The organism is Jannaschia seohaensis (assembly GCF_900116765.1).
Classification (GTDB): domain Bacteria; phylum Pseudomonadota; class Alphaproteobacteria; order Rhodobacterales; family Rhodobacteraceae; genus Jannaschia; species Jannaschia seohaensis.
Genome location: NZ_UETC01000002.1, coordinates 85,564 through 100,747, shown reverse-complemented (window position 1 = coordinate 100,747; position 15,184 = coordinate 85,564). Strand labels below are relative to the sequence as shown.

13 protein-coding genes are annotated in these 15,184 nt (G+C 66.3%); 11 read left to right on the top strand and 2 right to left on the bottom strand.

Going from position 1 to position 15,184, the window contains the following annotated elements:
• Window positions 1-33 precede the first annotated feature (33 nt).
• The 9 genes from DTQ71_RS05200 to DTQ71_RS05160 all read left to right on the top strand — a co-directional run bounded on the left by DTQ71_RS05200 (window position 34) and on the right by DTQ71_RS05160 (window position 10,537).
• Window positions 34-3,435 carry an indolepyruvate ferredoxin oxidoreductase family protein gene (locus DTQ71_RS05200; RefSeq protein WP_109563235.1) on the top strand — a complete coding sequence of 1,134 codons (3,402 nt, stop codon included), beginning with the start codon at window positions 34-36 and terminating at the stop codon, window positions 3,433-3,435.
• 74 nt (window positions 3,436-3,509) lie between these two features.
• On the top strand, window positions 3,510-4,547 hold the full coding sequence (locus tag DTQ71_RS05195; RefSeq protein WP_109563234.1) for a cysteine desulfurase family protein: 1,038 nt from the start codon (window positions 3,510-3,512) through the stop codon (window positions 4,545-4,547).
• On the top strand, window positions 4,544-6,055 hold the full coding sequence (gene sufB / locus DTQ71_RS05190; protein WP_109563233.1) for a Fe-S cluster assembly protein SufB: 1,512 nt from the start codon (window positions 4,544-4,546) through the stop codon (window positions 6,053-6,055). Before DTQ71_RS05195 ends, sufB begins: the two co-directional genes overlap by 4 nt.
• A 29-nt stretch (window positions 6,056-6,084) precedes the next feature.
• The gene (locus DTQ71_RS05185; RefSeq protein ID WP_109563747.1) at window positions 6,085-6,396 is read left to right on the top strand and encodes a heavy metal-binding domain-containing protein; all 312 of its coding nucleotides are present in this window, start codon (window positions 6,085-6,087) and stop codon (window positions 6,394-6,396) included.
• Between the two features lie 16 nt (window positions 6,397-6,412).
• Window positions 6,413-6,748, top strand: coding sequence for a hypothetical protein (locus tag DTQ71_RS05180; protein ID WP_109563232.1), 336 nt, complete (start codon window positions 6,413-6,415; stop codon window positions 6,746-6,748).
• Between the two features lie 12 nt (window positions 6,749-6,760).
• Window positions 6,761-7,516 (top strand): Fe-S cluster assembly ATPase SufC, encoded by a 756-nt coding sequence (gene sufC, locus DTQ71_RS05175; RefSeq protein WP_109563231.1) that lies wholly within the window; start codon window positions 6,761-6,763, stop codon window positions 7,514-7,516.
• Entirely contained in the window at window positions 7,513-8,769 is a 1,257-nt protein-coding gene (locus tag DTQ71_RS05170) for a SufB/SufD family protein (protein WP_407066395.1), read from the top strand. The genes sufC and DTQ71_RS05170 overlap by 4 nt, the downstream gene beginning before the upstream one ends.
• The gene (locus tag DTQ71_RS05165) at window positions 8,770-9,324 is read left to right on the top strand and encodes a YIP1 family protein (RefSeq protein ID WP_109563229.1); all 555 of its coding nucleotides are present in this window, start codon (window positions 8,770-8,772) and stop codon (window positions 9,322-9,324) included.
• Window positions 9,317-10,537, top strand: coding sequence for a cysteine desulfurase (locus tag DTQ71_RS05160; RefSeq protein ID WP_109563228.1), 1,221 nt, complete (start codon window positions 9,317-9,319; stop codon window positions 10,535-10,537). Before DTQ71_RS05165 ends, DTQ71_RS05160 begins: the two co-directional genes overlap by 8 nt.
• On the opposite strand, the gene DTQ71_RS05155 is transcribed toward DTQ71_RS05160, so the two are convergent.
• Complete coding sequence (locus tag DTQ71_RS05155) at window positions 10,534-11,007, bottom strand: YbaK/EbsC family protein (RefSeq protein ID WP_109563227.1); 474 nt, start codon at window positions 11,005-11,007, stop codon at window positions 10,534-10,536. The two genes, DTQ71_RS05160 and DTQ71_RS05155, sit on opposite strands and share 4 nt — an antisense overlap.
• A 51-nt stretch (window positions 11,008-11,058) precedes the next feature.
• On the opposite strand from DTQ71_RS05155, the gene DTQ71_RS05150 reads away from it, so the two are divergent.
• A complete protein-coding gene (locus DTQ71_RS05150; RefSeq protein WP_109563226.1) occupies window positions 11,059-13,782 on the top strand; it encodes a [protein-PII] uridylyltransferase family protein in 2,724 nt (907 codons plus the stop codon).
• A gap of 30 nt (window positions 13,783-13,812) precedes the next feature.
• On the top strand, window positions 13,813-14,088 hold the full coding sequence (locus DTQ71_RS05145) for a hypothetical protein (protein WP_109563225.1): 276 nt from the start codon (window positions 13,813-13,815) through the stop codon (window positions 14,086-14,088).
• On the opposite strand, the gene DTQ71_RS05140 is transcribed toward DTQ71_RS05145, so the two are convergent.
• The gene (locus DTQ71_RS05140) at window positions 14,076-15,095 is read right to left on the bottom strand and encodes a GlxA family transcriptional regulator (protein ID WP_109563224.1); all 1,020 of its coding nucleotides are present in this window, start codon (window positions 15,093-15,095) and stop codon (window positions 14,076-14,078) included. The two genes, DTQ71_RS05145 and DTQ71_RS05140, sit on opposite strands and share 13 nt — an antisense overlap.
• Window positions 15,096-15,184: the final 89 nt, after the last annotated feature.

Below are 15,184 nucleotides of genomic sequence, written 5' to 3'. Positions count from 1 at the left end.
GTGACCTATATATTGGTCAGGAGGATCTGAGCCATGCGCCAAGACGTTTCCCTGCACGATCGATACGATCTCGAGAAGGAGCAGGTGCTGCTCAACGGCACCCAGGCGCTGGTCCGCCTCATGTTGATGCAGAAGGAGCGGGACCGCCGGGCGGGGTTGAACACCGCGGGCTACGTCACCGGTTATCGCGGCTCGCCGCTGGGTGCGGTGGACGTCAATATGGCCAAGGCCAAGAAAGTGCTCGAGGCCAATGACATCGTCTTCAAGCCCGGCCTCAACGAGGATCTCGCCCTCACCGCCCATTGGGGCGCGCAGCAGGCGGAGCTGCGCGGCGAAGGCAAGTATGACGGCGTCTTCGGCCTTTGGTATGGCAAGGGGCCCGGCGTGGATCGTTCGGGCGATGCGATGCGGCATGCGAACATGGCCGGCACGTCCAGGAACGGTGGCGTCCTGCTGGCGATGGGCGACGACCACACCGGCGAAAGCTCCACGACCTGTCACCAATCCGACTGGGCGCTGGTCGATGTGCACATGCCCGTGCTCAGCCCCGCCGGCGTGCAGGAGATCCTGGATTTCGGAATCTACGGCTATGCGCTGAGCCGCTATTCCGGCCTTTGGGTCGGCCTCAAGACGATGAAGGACACGGTCGAGGTGACGAGCGTCGTCGACGGCCGCCCCGACCGGCTGTCCTTCGTCACTCCCGATTATCCGATCCCCGAGGGCGGGCTGAACATCCGTTTGAACGACCATTGGATTCCGCAGGAGGAGCGCCTGCTCGGCCATAAGCGTTGGGCCGCGGAGGCGTTCAGCCATGCCAACGGTATCGACAAGCGGATGCACGGAAAGCCCGGCGCCAAGATCGGTTTCGTCTCTCACGGCAAGAACTGGCTCGACCTCGTGCACGCCATGGGCCTGCTGGGACTCGACGACGCCGAATGCGAGCGGCTGGGCATCACCACCTACAAGGTCGGCCAGACCTGGCCCATGGACATGAAGGGCCTGCATGACTGGGCCGAAGGGCTGGAGCTGATCGTCTGCGTCGAGGAGAAGCGCAAGCTCATCGAGGTGCAGGTCAAGGAGGCGATCTTCGACGACCGCCGCGGCCGGCGCGTCTATGGCCACAAGGACGGTCAGGGCAACCTGCTGTTCAAGCAGAGCTTCGCCCTGGACCCGACCGAGATCGCCGAAAAGCTGGGGCGCGTGCTCAAGGAAGAGGGGCGCATGACCGACCGGATGGAGGTCGGGCTGGCGCGCATCTCCGAGGTCAAGCGCTCCGACAACGCCTCCGAGATCGCGGTGCGCACGCCGTGGTTCTGCTCCGGCTGTCCGCACAACACCTCGACCAAGGTGCCCGACGGCGCGCGGGCCGGGGCCGGGATCGGCTGCCATGTGATGGCGCTCTGGATGGACCGCTCGACGGAGGGCTACACCCATATGGGCGCCGAGGGGGTCAACTGGGTGGGCGAGAGCCTGTTCTCCAAGCGCAAGCATGTGTTCCAGAACCTGGGCGAGGGCACCTACAACCACTCCGGCATTCTGGCGATCCGCGCCGCTTTGGCGGCCGGCACCAATATCACCTACAAGATCCTCTATAATGATGCGGTCGCCATGACCGGGGGGCAGCACAATGAGGGCGACCTCCAGCCCGAGCAGATCGCCAAGGAATTGCAGGCGATGGGGGTCAAGGAAATCGTGGTCGTCTACGACGAGAAGGAGGATGTCGATAAGTCCAAATTCCCGCCCGGGCTCGACTGGCATGAGCGCGAGGACATGCCCCAGGTCCAGGAGAAGATGCAGGAGGTCGAGGGCGTCTCGGCCATCCTCTACATCCAGACCTGCGCCGCCGAAAAGCGCCGCCGCCGCAAGCGGGGCCTGTTCCCCGACCCGGACCGACGGATCTTCATCAACACCGATGTCTGCGAGGGCTGTGGCGATTGCGGGGTGCAGTCGAACTGCGTCTCGATCGTGCCGGTCGAGACCGATTTCGGCACCAAGCGGGCGATCGACCAGTCGACCTGCAACAAAGATTACAGCTGCGTCAAAGGCTTCTGCCCGAGCTTCGTGTCGGTCGAGGGCGCGGAGCTCAAGAAGGCCGCGACGCGATCGGTCGATCTGCCCGAGATGGAGCAGCCCGATCTGCCCACCATCGATGGCACCTGGAACACCGTCATCACCGGCGTGGGCGGCACCGGCGTCATGACCATCGGCGCCGTCATGGCAATGGCCGCGCATCTCGATGGCAAGGGCGCCGGGCTGATGGAGATGGCCGGGCTGGCGCAGAAGGGCGGCGCGGTGGCGCTGCATTGCCGCCTGGCTGAGAAACCTTCGGATATCAGCGCGATCCGCGTGGCGCTGGGCGAGGCGGACGCCCTGATCGGCGGCGATCTGGTGGTCAGTGCCCAGGCCAAGACGCTGGGCCTGACCTCGACGGGCCGCACCGGCGCCGTGGTCAACGCGCATGAGATCGTCACCGGCGAGTTCACCCGCAACGCCGATTTCAAGCTGCCCGCCGACCGGCTGCAACTCTCGCTCCAGGCGCGGCTGCGCGACCGGCTGACGATGTTCGACGCCTCCGCGCTGGCCGAGGCGCTGCTGGGCGACACGATCTTCTCCAACATGATGATCCTGGGCGCGGCCTGGCAGAATGGTCTGGTGCCGCTGTCGCACGAGGCGATCCTGAAGGCCGTCGAACTGAACGGGGCCGCCGTCGAGAAGAACCAGCGCGCCTTCGAGATCGGCCGCTGGGCGGTCCTGCACCCCGAGGACGCGGTGAAGGTGACCGCCGACAAGGTGATCAAGCTGCCCGAGACGCTGGAGGCCAAGATCGCCACCCGCGTCGCGCATCTGACCGCCTACCAGTCCAAGCGCTACGCGAAGCGCTACCAGAAGATGCTGGAGGGCATTTCTGACCCTCGCCTGAAGGAAGCGGTGGCGAAGGGGTATCACAAGCTGCTGACCTACAAGGATGAATACGAGGTCGCTCGGCTGCTGCGGGACACGCGCGAAAAGGCGCGCGCGGCTTTCGACGGCGACCTCAAGCTGACCTACCACCTCGCGCCGCCGATGCTGACGAAGACAGGCCCGGACGGGCGGCCGAAAAAGCGCGCCTTCGGGGAATGGATCGAGCGGGTCTATCCGCTGCTTTCGGCGGGCAAGATCCTGCGCGGCACCCCGTTCGACCTGTTCGGCCGTACCGAGGAGCGCAAAATGGAGCGGGCGCTGATCGCGCAATACGAGGCCGATATGGCCGAGGTCTTGCCGCAGGCGAGCCCGGCGACGATGGACGCGGTTGTCGCGCTCGCCGAACTTCCGCTCATGATCCGCGGCTTCGGTCCGGTGAAGGCGGCGAACGAGGCGAAGGCGGCGAAGCGGCGCGAGGAGCTGCTGTCGGTGATCCGCGCGGGCGGTGCGCCCTTGTCCCGCGCCGCGGAATAGCTTGACAGCGAGGGAGCGAGGGGCCAGCCCCTCGCGCTCCCCGGAGTATTTCCGGCCAGAAGAAGGGGGTGTGGATGCGCGAGCGGGTCTATCTCGATTGGAACGCGACGGCGCCGCTGCGCCCCGAGGCCCGCGCGGCGATGATCGCGGCGATGGATGTGGTCGGCAATCCGTCCTCGGTTCATGCCGAAGGGCGCGCCGCCAAAGGGCTGGTGGAGCGCGCGCGGGCGCAGGTGGCCGCGGCTCTGGGGGCGCAGGGGGCGGATATCGTCTTTGTCTCGGGCGCGACCGAGGCCGCGGCGCTGGCGATGCGGGGCAGGGGCCTTTCGACCGCCGCCGTGGAGCACGAGGCAGTGGCGGCCTGGGGCGACGGGGCGCTGCGCGTCCATCCGGACGGCACGGTGGAAGTCCCGGACCCGGCGCGCGCCGCGCTGCAACTGGCCAATTCCGAAACCGGGGTGGTGCAGGACCTGCCGCAGGGCTTGGCGCTGTCGGACATGACCCAGGGCTTCGGCAAGCTGCCTTTGGCCTTCGATTGGACCGGTGTCGACATGGCGCTGGTCTCTGCGCACAAGCTGGGCGGCCCGAAAGGGATCGGGGCTTTGGTGATCCGGCGGGGCCTGGATGTCGTAGCTATGATCAAGGGCGGCGGGCAGGAGATGGGCCGCCGCTCGGGCACCGAGAACATCCTCGGGATCGCGGGCTTCGGCGCGGCTGCGGAGGCGGCGGCGCGCGATTTGTCCGAGGGCGCATGGGAGCGGGTTTCCCAATTTAGAACTTTTCTAGAAACAAGTCTTGAGGGCCCGGGAAACCCGACTATTTTGGTAGGCAAGGAATCGAAGCGCCTGCCCAACACATCCTGCCTCATCACCCCTGGCTGGAAGGGGGAGACGCAGGTGATGGCGCTGGATCTGGCCGGGTTCGCGGTGAGTGCGGGGTCGGCCTGTTCTTCGGGCAAGGTGCGGGAGAGCGCGGTGCTCCGCGCGATGGGATATGGGCCGGGCGAGGCGGATTGCGCGATCCGCGTGAGCCTTGGCCCGGAGACAACGGAAGACCAGGTGGCGCAGTTCGTTGAAACGTTCCAGCGCCTCAGAAACAGGAGACGGGCATGACCGCGTTGGATGAGATCAAGGTCAAGGACGGCGTCGAAGCCGATACCGTCGAGGCGGTCAAATCGCTGGCCGGCAGCTACAAGCACGGCTGGAACACCGAGATCGATACGGAATACGCGCCGAAGGGCCTGTCCGAGGACATCGTGCGCCTGATCTCGGAGAAGAACAACGAGCCCGAGTGGATGCTGGAATGGCGTCTGGAGGCCTATCGCCGCTGGACCCAGATGTCCGAGCCGAAATGGGCGATGGTCAATTATCCCGAGATCGATTTTCAGGATCAGTATTACTACGCCCGGCCCAAGAGCATGACGGAGAAGCCGAAGTCGCTGGACGAGGTCGATCCGAAGCTGCTGGAGACCTATAAAAAACTGGGTATCCCGTTGAAGGAGCAGGCGATTCTCGCGGGCGTGGAGCCCGCGCCCGAGGATCGCAAGGTCGCCGTCGACGCTGTGTTCGACAGCGTGTCGGTCGGCACGACCTTCAAGGAGGAGCTCGCCAAGGCGGGCGTCATTTTCTGCTCCATCTCCGAGGCGGTCCAGGAGCATCCGGAGCTTGTGCGCAAGTATCTCGGCTCGGTCATCCCGCAGTCGGACAACTACTATGCGACGTTGAACGCGGCGGTCTTTTCGGACGGCTCCTTCGTTTATGTCCCGAAGGGAGTGCGCTGCCCGATGGAGCTGTCGACCTATTTTCGCATCAACGCCGAGAACACCGGCCAGTTCGAGCGCACTCTGATCATCGCCGACGAGGGCAGCTATGTCAGCTATCTCGAAGGTTGCACGGCGCCGCAGCGGGACACCGCCCAGCTGCATGCGGCCTGCGTCGAGCTGGTCGCGCTGGACGATGCCGAGATCAAATACTCCACCGTTCAGAACTGGTTCCCCGGCGACGAGAACGGCAAGGGCGGCATCTACAACTTCGTCACCAAGCGCGCCGATTGCCGGGGCAAACGCTCCAAGGTGATGTGGACGCAGGTCGAGACCGGCTCCGCTGTGACCTGGAAATACCCGTCCTGCATCCTTCGCGGCGACGACAGCCAGGGCGAGTTCTACTCGATCGCCATCACCAACAACTTCCAGCAGGCCGATACTGGGACCAAGATGGTCCATCTCGGCAAGAACACGAAGTCGCGGATCGTCTCGAAGGGGATCAGCGCGGGCAAGGCGCAGAACACCTATCGCGGCCTGGTGTCGATGCATCCGCGGGCCAAGAACTCGCGCAACTATACGCAATGCGACTCGCTGCTGATCGGGTCGGAATGCGGGGCGCACACGGTTCCCTATATCGAGGTGAAGAACAACTCCTCGCGGGTGGAGCACGAGGCGACGACGTCGAAGGTGGACGACGACCAGCTCTTCTACTGCCGCTCCCGCGGCATGGACGAAGAGGAAGCGGTTGCGCTGGTGGTCAACGGCTTCTGCAAGGAGGTGCTTCAGGCACTTCCGATGGAGTTCGCCATGGAGGCGCAGCAGCTGGTCGCGATCTCGCTCGAGGGCAGCGTCGGCTGATGGTCTGGGGCGCGAGGGACAAGACCGCCATGATCGTGACCACGACGCCCGCCGTCGAGGGGCGTCGGATCACGGCCTATCACGGTGTCGTGGTGGGGGAGGCGATCCTTGGCGCGAATGTCTTCCGGGACATCTTCGCTGGGATCACCGACATCATCGGCGGCCGCTCCGGCGCCTATGAGAAGTCGTTGAACGAGGCTCGAACGACAGCGCTACAGGAGCTGGAGGACCGGGCGCGGGAAGCGGGCGGGAACGCGGTGGTCGGGGTCGATCTGGATTACGAGGTCATCAACAACATGCTGATGGTCAGTGCCTCCGGAACGGCCGTGACATTGGAGTAAGCTCGCGGAGGGCGCGATGATCCCGACCCCGCTCGACGTGCTGCGTGTGCTGCCGCGCTGCGGGATGCAGTTGCTGATCCCTGCGATGGGCTGCGGCGCGGTGGCGGGGTCTCTGCTGGATCTGCTCTTCGGGCATGACGGATACCCGCTCGCCATGGCGGGCGTAATCGTAGGGCCGGTCCTGTTCGGCTTCGCGATCAATGTGTTGGAACGGGCCGAGGCCGCGTTCCGCGATGACGAGGCCGCGGCGATGGAAGCCTATCGCCTGGCCGAGACCGAGAAACGGCGAGCAGCCGCGGAACGCCGCGGCGAACTCGTGAAACTGGATGAACACCGCGCGCCAAAGCGCTGACGAGGAACGGATATGCTCAAGATCGAAAACCTCCATGTGAAGCTGGAAGAAGAGGACAAGCAGATCCTCAAGGGGATCGACCTGCACGTGCCCTATGGCGAGGTGCATGCCATCATGGGGCCGAACGGGTCGGGCAAGTCGACCCTGTCCTATGTCCTGTCGGGCCGCGACGGCTATGAGGTGACCGAGGGGTCGGCGCAGTTGGAGGGCGAAGACCTTCTGGACCTGGAACCGGAGGAGCGGGCCGCCGCCGGGCTGTTCCTCGCGTTCCAATACCCGGTAGAGATCCCCGGCGTCGGCAACATGACCTTCCTTCGCACCGCCGTGAACGCCCAGCGCAAGGCCCGTGGCGAAGAGGAGCTGTCGGCGGGCGACTTCCTCAAGGCGGTCCGCGCCAAGGCCAAGACGCTCAAGATCGACTCGGAAATGCTGAAGCGTCCGGTCAATGTCGGCTTCTCGGGCGGCGAGAAAAAGCGCAACGAGATCCTACAGATGGCCATGCTGGAGCCCAAGATGTGCATCCTCGACGAGACCGATTCCGGCCTCGACGTGGACGCGATGAAGCTGGTCTCGGAAGGGGTCAACGCCCTGCGCGGTCCGGATCGTGGCTTCCTTGTCATCACGCATTATCAGCGCCTCCTGGACCACATCAAACCGGACGTGGTGCACATCATGGCCAACGGGCGCATCGTCAAATCTGGCGGGCCGGAACTGGCGCTGGAAGTCGAGACGAACGGGTATGGCGACATTATCGGCGAGGTGGCCTGATGGTCAGCGAAGCAAAGAAGAAAGCCACTGAAGATCGGCTCTCGGCGCTGACGCTTCCCCAGGGGAATGGCTGGCTCGACGCCGCGCGCAAGGATGCCTTGGGCCGTCTCCGGGCGGTTGGGCTGCCGGCGAAGCGCGACGAATACTGGCGCTTTACGGACCCCTCCGCGCTTGTCGCGACCGCTCCGGCGGTCGAGGGCGCGCAGGCCGCCGCCGATCCCTTTGCCGAACTCGACCCGTTTGTGATCACGGTCGACGGCGACGCGATCACGGTGCCTGACGGCGCGCCCGAGGGCCTGGAGATCGACACCCTGCGCGCGGCCTCCGCTGTCGATATCCATTGGGTCCGCGATGTTTACGGGACGCATGAGGCGGCGGGGTCGCGCCCGGTCCTGCGCCCCTTGGCGATGCTGAACACGGCCTATGCCACCGACGGGCTGCTGCTGCGGGTCAAGGGCGCGGTCGCGCGGCCCGTGGCGATCCGCTACACGCCCGGTACCGATCCGATCCTGCATCATGTGGTCAAGCTCGAACCGGGTGCGTCGCTGGTGCTGCTGGAATCCGGGACCTCCGGGGATCGGTCGAACCATGTGTTGGAGGCCGATCTGGCCGACGACGCCTCGTTCCATCATCTGCGGATCCAGGGCCCCGACGATCTCCGCCACGTGAACACCCATGTCTTCGCGGGGCTTTCGGCCCGTAGCGTCCTGAAGTCGTTCACTTTGTCGGCCAATGGCGCGCTCACCCGGAATGAAGCGGTCATCGAGATGACGGGCGATGACGGTTCGGCCACAGTGGCCGGCGCGGCCTTCGGGCGTGGCGCGTTCCATCACGACGACACGGTGTTCGTGACCCATGACGCGCTCAATTGCGAAAGCCGTCAGGTGTTCAAGAAGGTTCTCCGCGACGGTGCGACGGGCGTCTTCCAGGGCAAGATCCTGGTGAAGGAGGGCGCGCAAAAGACGGACGGGTATCAGATTTCCCAGTCGCTCCTGCTCGACGACGATTCCGTCTTCCTGGCGAAGCCCGAGCTGGAGATCTACGCTGACGATGTGGCCTGTTCCCACGGCTCTACGACCGGAGCCATCGACGAGACGGCGCTATTCTACCTTCGCTCACGCGGGGTGTCCAAGCGGGATGCGACAGACATGCTGGTTCTGAGCTTCCTCGCGGAAGCCCTTGACGAGATTGAGGATGAGGCCTTGCGGGAGCATGTGACGGCGCGCCTCGCGGGCTGGCTCGCGGAGCACTAGATGGCGGTTACGCGCGACATTCCCCGGGCGTGGATTCGCCCGCGACAGGTCGTGTCCGAACTGTTGCAGGGTGGGCCGAGCGACCGGGTCGCCTTCGTGTATCTCGCGGTGGCATCGGTCCTGGGGTTCGTCGCGCAACTCCCGGCGCTCGTGCGACGGTCGCGGGAGATCGACCCGGAGCTCGACGCCGCGATCGTGGCTGAGGCTCAGGCGGCGGGCATGGCAGTGACCGATGTGGCCAGCACGAAGTTCGAGGCGCTCATGTCGGGCGCGCTCATGGGCTGGATCTTCATCGTGCCGCTGCTGATGTATGTGGCCGCCTGGCTCATCCGGGGCATCGCCCATCTCATCGGCGGCCGCGGCACGGGGCTGCGCGTTCGGGTCGCCTTGTTCTTCTCGTTCCTGGCCGTGTCCCCGGCGCTGCTGCTGCTTGGCCTGACCTCCGGTTTCGTCGGCCCCGGTCCGGCCGAAACTGCGATCGGCCTGGTTTTGGTCTGCGGTTTCATATGGATATCGCTCAACGCTCTCTACGTAGCGGAGACCCCAAATGCTTGATGTGCACGCCATCCGGGCGCAATTTCCGATCCTCTCGCGGGAGGTGAACGGCAAACCGCTGACCTATCTCGACAACGGTGCTTCTGCGCAGAAGCCGCAGGTCGTTCTTGACACGATCCAGCGCGCCTATGCGAATGAATATTCCAACGTACACAGGGGTTTGCACACCCTTTCGACGATCTCCACCGAGAATTACGAGGCCGTCCGCGGGACCGTCGCCCGGTTTCTGGGGGCGCCGTCGGAAGAGCATATCGTCTTCACATCCGGTACCACGGAGGCGCTGAACCTCATCAGCTATAGCTGGGCCGCGCCGCGTCTGAAGGCGGGCGACCAGATCGTGCTGTCGGTGATGGAGCATCACGCCAATATCGTGCCCTGGCACTTCCTCCGGGAGCGGCAGGGCGTGGAGCTCGTCTGGGTCGAGCCGGACGTGAACGGCGATCTGGATCCGCAAGCCGTGCTGGACGCGGTGACGGATCGGACGAAGCTGATCGCGATCACGCATCTTTCCAACGTCTTGGGCACCGTTGTTGACGTCAAGACGATCTGTGCCGCCGCCCGCGAGAAGGGGATCGCGACGGTGGTCGATGGCTCCCAGGCGGCGGTACATATGCCCGTCAACGTGGCCGATATCGGCTGTGATTTCTATGCGATCACCGGGCATAAGCTATATGGGCCAAGCGGTTCCGGTGCGGTGTTTATCCGGCCCGAGCGCATGGCCGAGATGCGTCCCTTTCTCGGGGGCGGCGACATGATCCGAGAGGTTCATCGTGACAGCGTTACCTGGAACGATCCGCCGATGAAGTTCGAGGCGGGGACGCCGGGGATCGTTCAGACGATCGGGCTCGGGGCCGCGCTGGAGTGGATGATGGATGTTGGAATGACGTCCATCGCCGAATACGAGGCCGATCTCAGGGATTATGCGCGGGCGCGGCTCGACGGGCTGAATTGGCTGAACGTGCAGGGGCAAAGCGCGGGTAAGGCAGCGATTTTCTCCTTCACGCTCGAAGGTGCGGCCCATCCGCACGATATTTCCACGGTGCTCGACAAGAAGGGGGTCGCGGTTCGTGCGGGGCATCACTGTGCCCAGCCTCTGATGGAGTATCTGGGCGTCAGCGCCACCTGCCGGGCGAGCTTTGGGGTCTATAACACGCGCGAGGAGGTCGACGTGCTGGTCGACGCCCTGGAGCTCTGCCACAAGCTTTTCGCCTAGGCGCCGCGCATCGTGAAATCGGCTTCGACCGCTCCGGCGATCCGAATGAGATCGGCCGGGGCGATCGGAAAGACATGGCGGGGCGTGCCCCCCGCGGCCCAGATCTCCGGGAATTCGCTGAGGCGGGGGTCGATCCAGACCGGGCTTTCGGTCAGGTGACCGATCGGTGAAACGCCCCCGATCGCGAAGCCGGTCACCCGTCGCACCGTGGCGGCGTCGGCCCGTGTCAGCGGAGCGCCCGCCAGGGCGGCCGCCTTGGACGGATCGACCTGGTTGCCGCCCGCCGTCAGGAAAAGCGCGCAGCCTTCGCCCCGTCCGAAGAGGATCGACTTCGCGATCTGATCCAAACGGCAGCCCACCGCGTCCGCCGCCTGTTGTGCGGTTCGGGTTTCGTCCGGCATTTCGATCGGGCGCGCGGAGAGGCCGGCGGCTTCGAGCGCGGCGGTGACGCGTTTCGGGCTCTTGCTCATCGCCACCGACTGCCCGTTGACGGCGCGCGTCGCAAGAGGTTCAGGTCGAGCATGTTCCGTGATCAGATCGCCCGCCATCCCTTGCCCTACGATACCAGCGCCGGAGCGGAGGCGGTGGCGCGGCTGAGCCCGCCATCGCAGGCCGAGGCGCTCGTCAGCGGCGTGGCGGGGTGCAGCCCCTATCTCTCCGCCGCGATGCTCAAGGAGGCGGTGTGGCTCGACGGGGTCTGGGACCGCGCGCCTGAAGAAACGCTCGATGAAACGCTGCGCGGACTTGCGGACCTCCGGGGCGATCCCCGGGTCGCGCTCCGCGAGGTGAAGCGGCGGATGGCGGTGCTGGTCGGTTTGGCGGAATTGGGCGGCGTCTGGCCGGTGATGGAGGCGACCGCGGCCTGGACCCGCGTGGCCGATGCCGTGTTGGAGACGGCCTTGGCCTGGGCGCTGGCACGACACGGGCGGGACCTGATCGGGCCGTCGGGCGGGCTGGTGGCCATGGCGATGGGCAAGATGGGCGCCGGAGAGCTCAATTATTCCAGCGATATCGACCTCGTCCTTCTGTTCGACGAGAGCCGCTATGCGCCGTCGGACTACGCTGAAATCCGGGCGCGTCTGATCAAGGCCGCACGGATGGCGATGGCGGCGCTCTCGGATGTGACGGCGGAGGGCTATGTCTTTCGCACGGATCTGCGGCTGCGGCCCGATCCTGGCTCCACGCCGATCGTTCTGTCGATGGAGGCGGCGGAACGCTATTTCGAAGCCTTGGGGCGGACCTGGGAGCGGGCCGCCTGGATCAAGGCGCGGCCGGCGGCTGGGGATATCGTGGCGGGGGAGGCCTTCCTGGAGCGTATGCGGCCTTTCGTTTGGCGCAGGCATCTCGACTTCGCGGTCGTGCAGGATGCCCATGAGATGCGCCTGCGAATTCGTGATCACAAACGCCTGGGCGGGCCCTGGGACATTCCGGGCCATGACGTCAAGCTGGGCCAGGGCGGTATCCGCGAGATCGAGTTCTTTGCGCAGACCCATCAGATCGTCTCCGGCGGCCGCGATCCCTCGCTGCGGGTGCGGGGGACGCTGGAGGCGCTGGACCGGCTCGTCGCCGCCGGCTGGGTGGAGGCCGATTTGGCCGTGACGCTGGGCGACAGCTATCGCTATTTGCGGCGGGTCGAGCATCGGTTGCAGATGGTCCAGGACGCGCAAACTCACCGGATGCCCACCTCCGACGACGGGCTGGATCGGATCGCGCGGTTCATGGGGCAGGCCGAGACCGATGCGTTCATCCGAGATCTGCGCGGCAAGTTGGAGGCGGTCGAGGCCATCGTGGAGCCGCGCTTCCGCCCCGCAGAACCGGTTGCGGCGCCCGATCCGATCCCTGGTGCGGATACGGTGACCGAGCGGTGGGTGACCTATCCCGCGCTTCGTTCGGACCGGGCGCAGCGCATCTTCGCCCGTCTGCGCGCGCCGCTTCTGACGTCTCTGTCCCGCGCCGCCCGCCCGGAGGAGGCGCTGGCCGCCTTCGACGATTTCCTCCGGGGGCTGCCGGCCGGCGTTCAGGTCTTCTCCCTGTTCGAGGCGAACCCGATCCTGGTCGATCTGATCGCCGACATCTGCACGGTCGCGCCGGATCTGGCGCGGTATCTCGCGCGCAATTCGGGCGTGTTTGACGCGGTGATCGGCGGCGACTTCCTGGCGCCGCTGCCGGAGGCCTACGATGCCTCCGCTCACGTCGGAGGGGATTTCGAGAGCGGGCTGGCCTCGCTCCGCCGCTGGCATCGGGAGGCGCATTTCCGGATCGGCGTGCATCTGCTCCGTGGGCTTGCCACGCCCCGCGAGGCAGGTTTCGCATATACGCGCCTGGCCGAGGCGGCGCTGGCGGCCTGTTGGACCCTCGCGGAGGCGGAAACGGAGCGCCGCTATGGCCGCGTTCCGGGGCTGCGATTGGCGGGGTTGGGCATGGGCTCGCTCGGGTCCGGGCGGCTGACGGCCCGGTCCGATCTGGACCTCGTGGTGCTGCATGACGGCGCCGCGCCCGGCGCCGTGTCGGAGGGGCGGCGGAGCCTCGCGGCGTCGCAATGGGCGGCGAAGTTCACCCAGACGCTGATCACGGCGCTCTCCGCGCCGATGGGCGAGGGGCGGCTTTATGAGGTGGACATGCGATTGCGGCCCTCGGGCCGGCAGGGGCCGGTGGCGACGGCGCTCTCGGGCTTCCGCACCTATCAGAGCGAGGAAGCCTGGGTCTGGGAGCATATGGCGCTGACCCGCGCCCGGGCGGTGGCTGGGGATGCGGAATTGCAGGCAGCGGCGGAGGACGCGCGTTGCGCGGTCCTGACCGCCTCCCGATTCGATGCCGCGCAGATCGTGGACGAGGTGGCGAATATGCGGCGGCGCCTGCTGGAGGCCGGGCGGCGGGGCGGCTATCTGGCGCTCAAGAACGGGCCGGGCCGGATGCAGGAGATCGAGTTGGTCGCGCAGGCGCATGCGCTGATCGCCAAGGCGGACGCGCGCCCCGTCGTTGATCAGCTGGCGGTGCCCGGCTGGCTGACCGAGGAGGAACGGGCCGTGCTGACGGCGACATACGGCACGCTCTCGGACGCGCAGCAGGTGTTGCGCCTGCTCAGCTCCGACGCGCCGCCGGGGCCGCTCGGGTCCGGAGGGGAGGCGCTGCTGGCCGAGCGGATGGGCCTGCCCGATGTCGCCGCGGTGGCAGAGGCCTGCGATGTCGCCGCCGACAAGGCGCGCGCCGCGATCGAGGCTGCCCTTGACCGGGGCGCGGGTTAGGATAGCAGGAGCGGATCACGGAGGGACGCCATGGCTGTGAAACCGGGGCAGGGGCCCGACGACCCGAAAGGGCTGATCCACGAAGCATTTCGCATCGACGGCATCACCGAAGCGGAGTGCCGGTCGATCTTTCTGGATTGGGCGCTGAGCTATCCGGGCGACACGTCCGAGGCGATCCCCCGCCTGATCGCGGCCCAGGATGCGCCCGACCACCCCATGACCGATGTGCTCCGGGCCGGTCTCGCCGATGCGCCGCAGCCCAGTCGCCGGGGCGGCCGCGCGGCCAGGTTGGGTCAGACGGGCTGACCGGCCTTGGCGCCCCGCTCCCGATAGGGGGTGGTGCCGTATTGCGCGCGGTAGCACTTGGAGAAGTGGGACGGTGAGGTGAAGCCGCAGGCCAGCGCGACGTTGATGATCGTCATGTCGGTCTGCATCAGCAGGTTGCGCGCCTTTCCCAGCCGCAATTCCATGTAGTAGCGCTTGGGCGAGCGGTTCAGATAGCGGCGGAAGAGACGCTCCAGTTGGCGGGTCGACATGCCCACATCGGCGGCCAGGACCGAGGGGCTGATCGGCTCCTCGATGTTCTGCTCCATCTCGCGGATGACCTGGCTCAGGCGCGGATGGCGGACGCCGATCCGGGTCGGAATCGACAGCCGCTGTGTGTCCTGGTCGGTGCGGATCGAGGAATAGATCAGCTGATCGGCGACCAGCGCGGCCAGGTCCTCGCCATGGTCGCGGGCGATGAGATGCAGCATCAGATCGACCGAGGCCGTCCCGCCCGCCGTGGTGATGCGCTTTCCGTCCACGGTGAAGACGGACTTGGTCAGATTGACGTCGGGAAACTCCTCGGCAAAGCTGTCGTGGTTCTCCCAGTGGATGGTGGCGCGCTTGCCGTCGAGCAGCCCGGCCGCGGCCAGCGCCCAACTGCCGGTGCAAAGCCCGCCGATGGTCGCGCCGCGTCGCGACTCGCGGCGCAGCCAGGAGATCAGACGCTTGCTCGTCGCTTTCGACACATCGACGCCCCCGATCAGCAGCAACATGTCGTCGCGGTCCGTCTCGGGCAGGTCCGAATTGAGCACGAAGGTGGTGCCCGCCGAACAAGTCGCGCTCTCGCCGCCCTCGCCCGCAAGGGTCCAGGTGTAGAGCTGTTGCCCGGACATCCGGTTGGCGATGCGCATCGTGTCGATCGCGCTGGCCAGGTTGATCAGGGAGAATTGATCGAGCAGCACGAAGATGACGTGCTCGGGGCCGCCACTGGCCCGGTCCGATCCGACGGGGCGTGCGAGCGGCGCGGGCTGCTTGGCTTGCGTCATCTCCCTCTCCGACGATCTTCCAGGAGGGGAGGTCGCCCATTCAGGAGCCGGAATCAAGGGAATGATGACACAGGGCGCTGGCCCCGGGT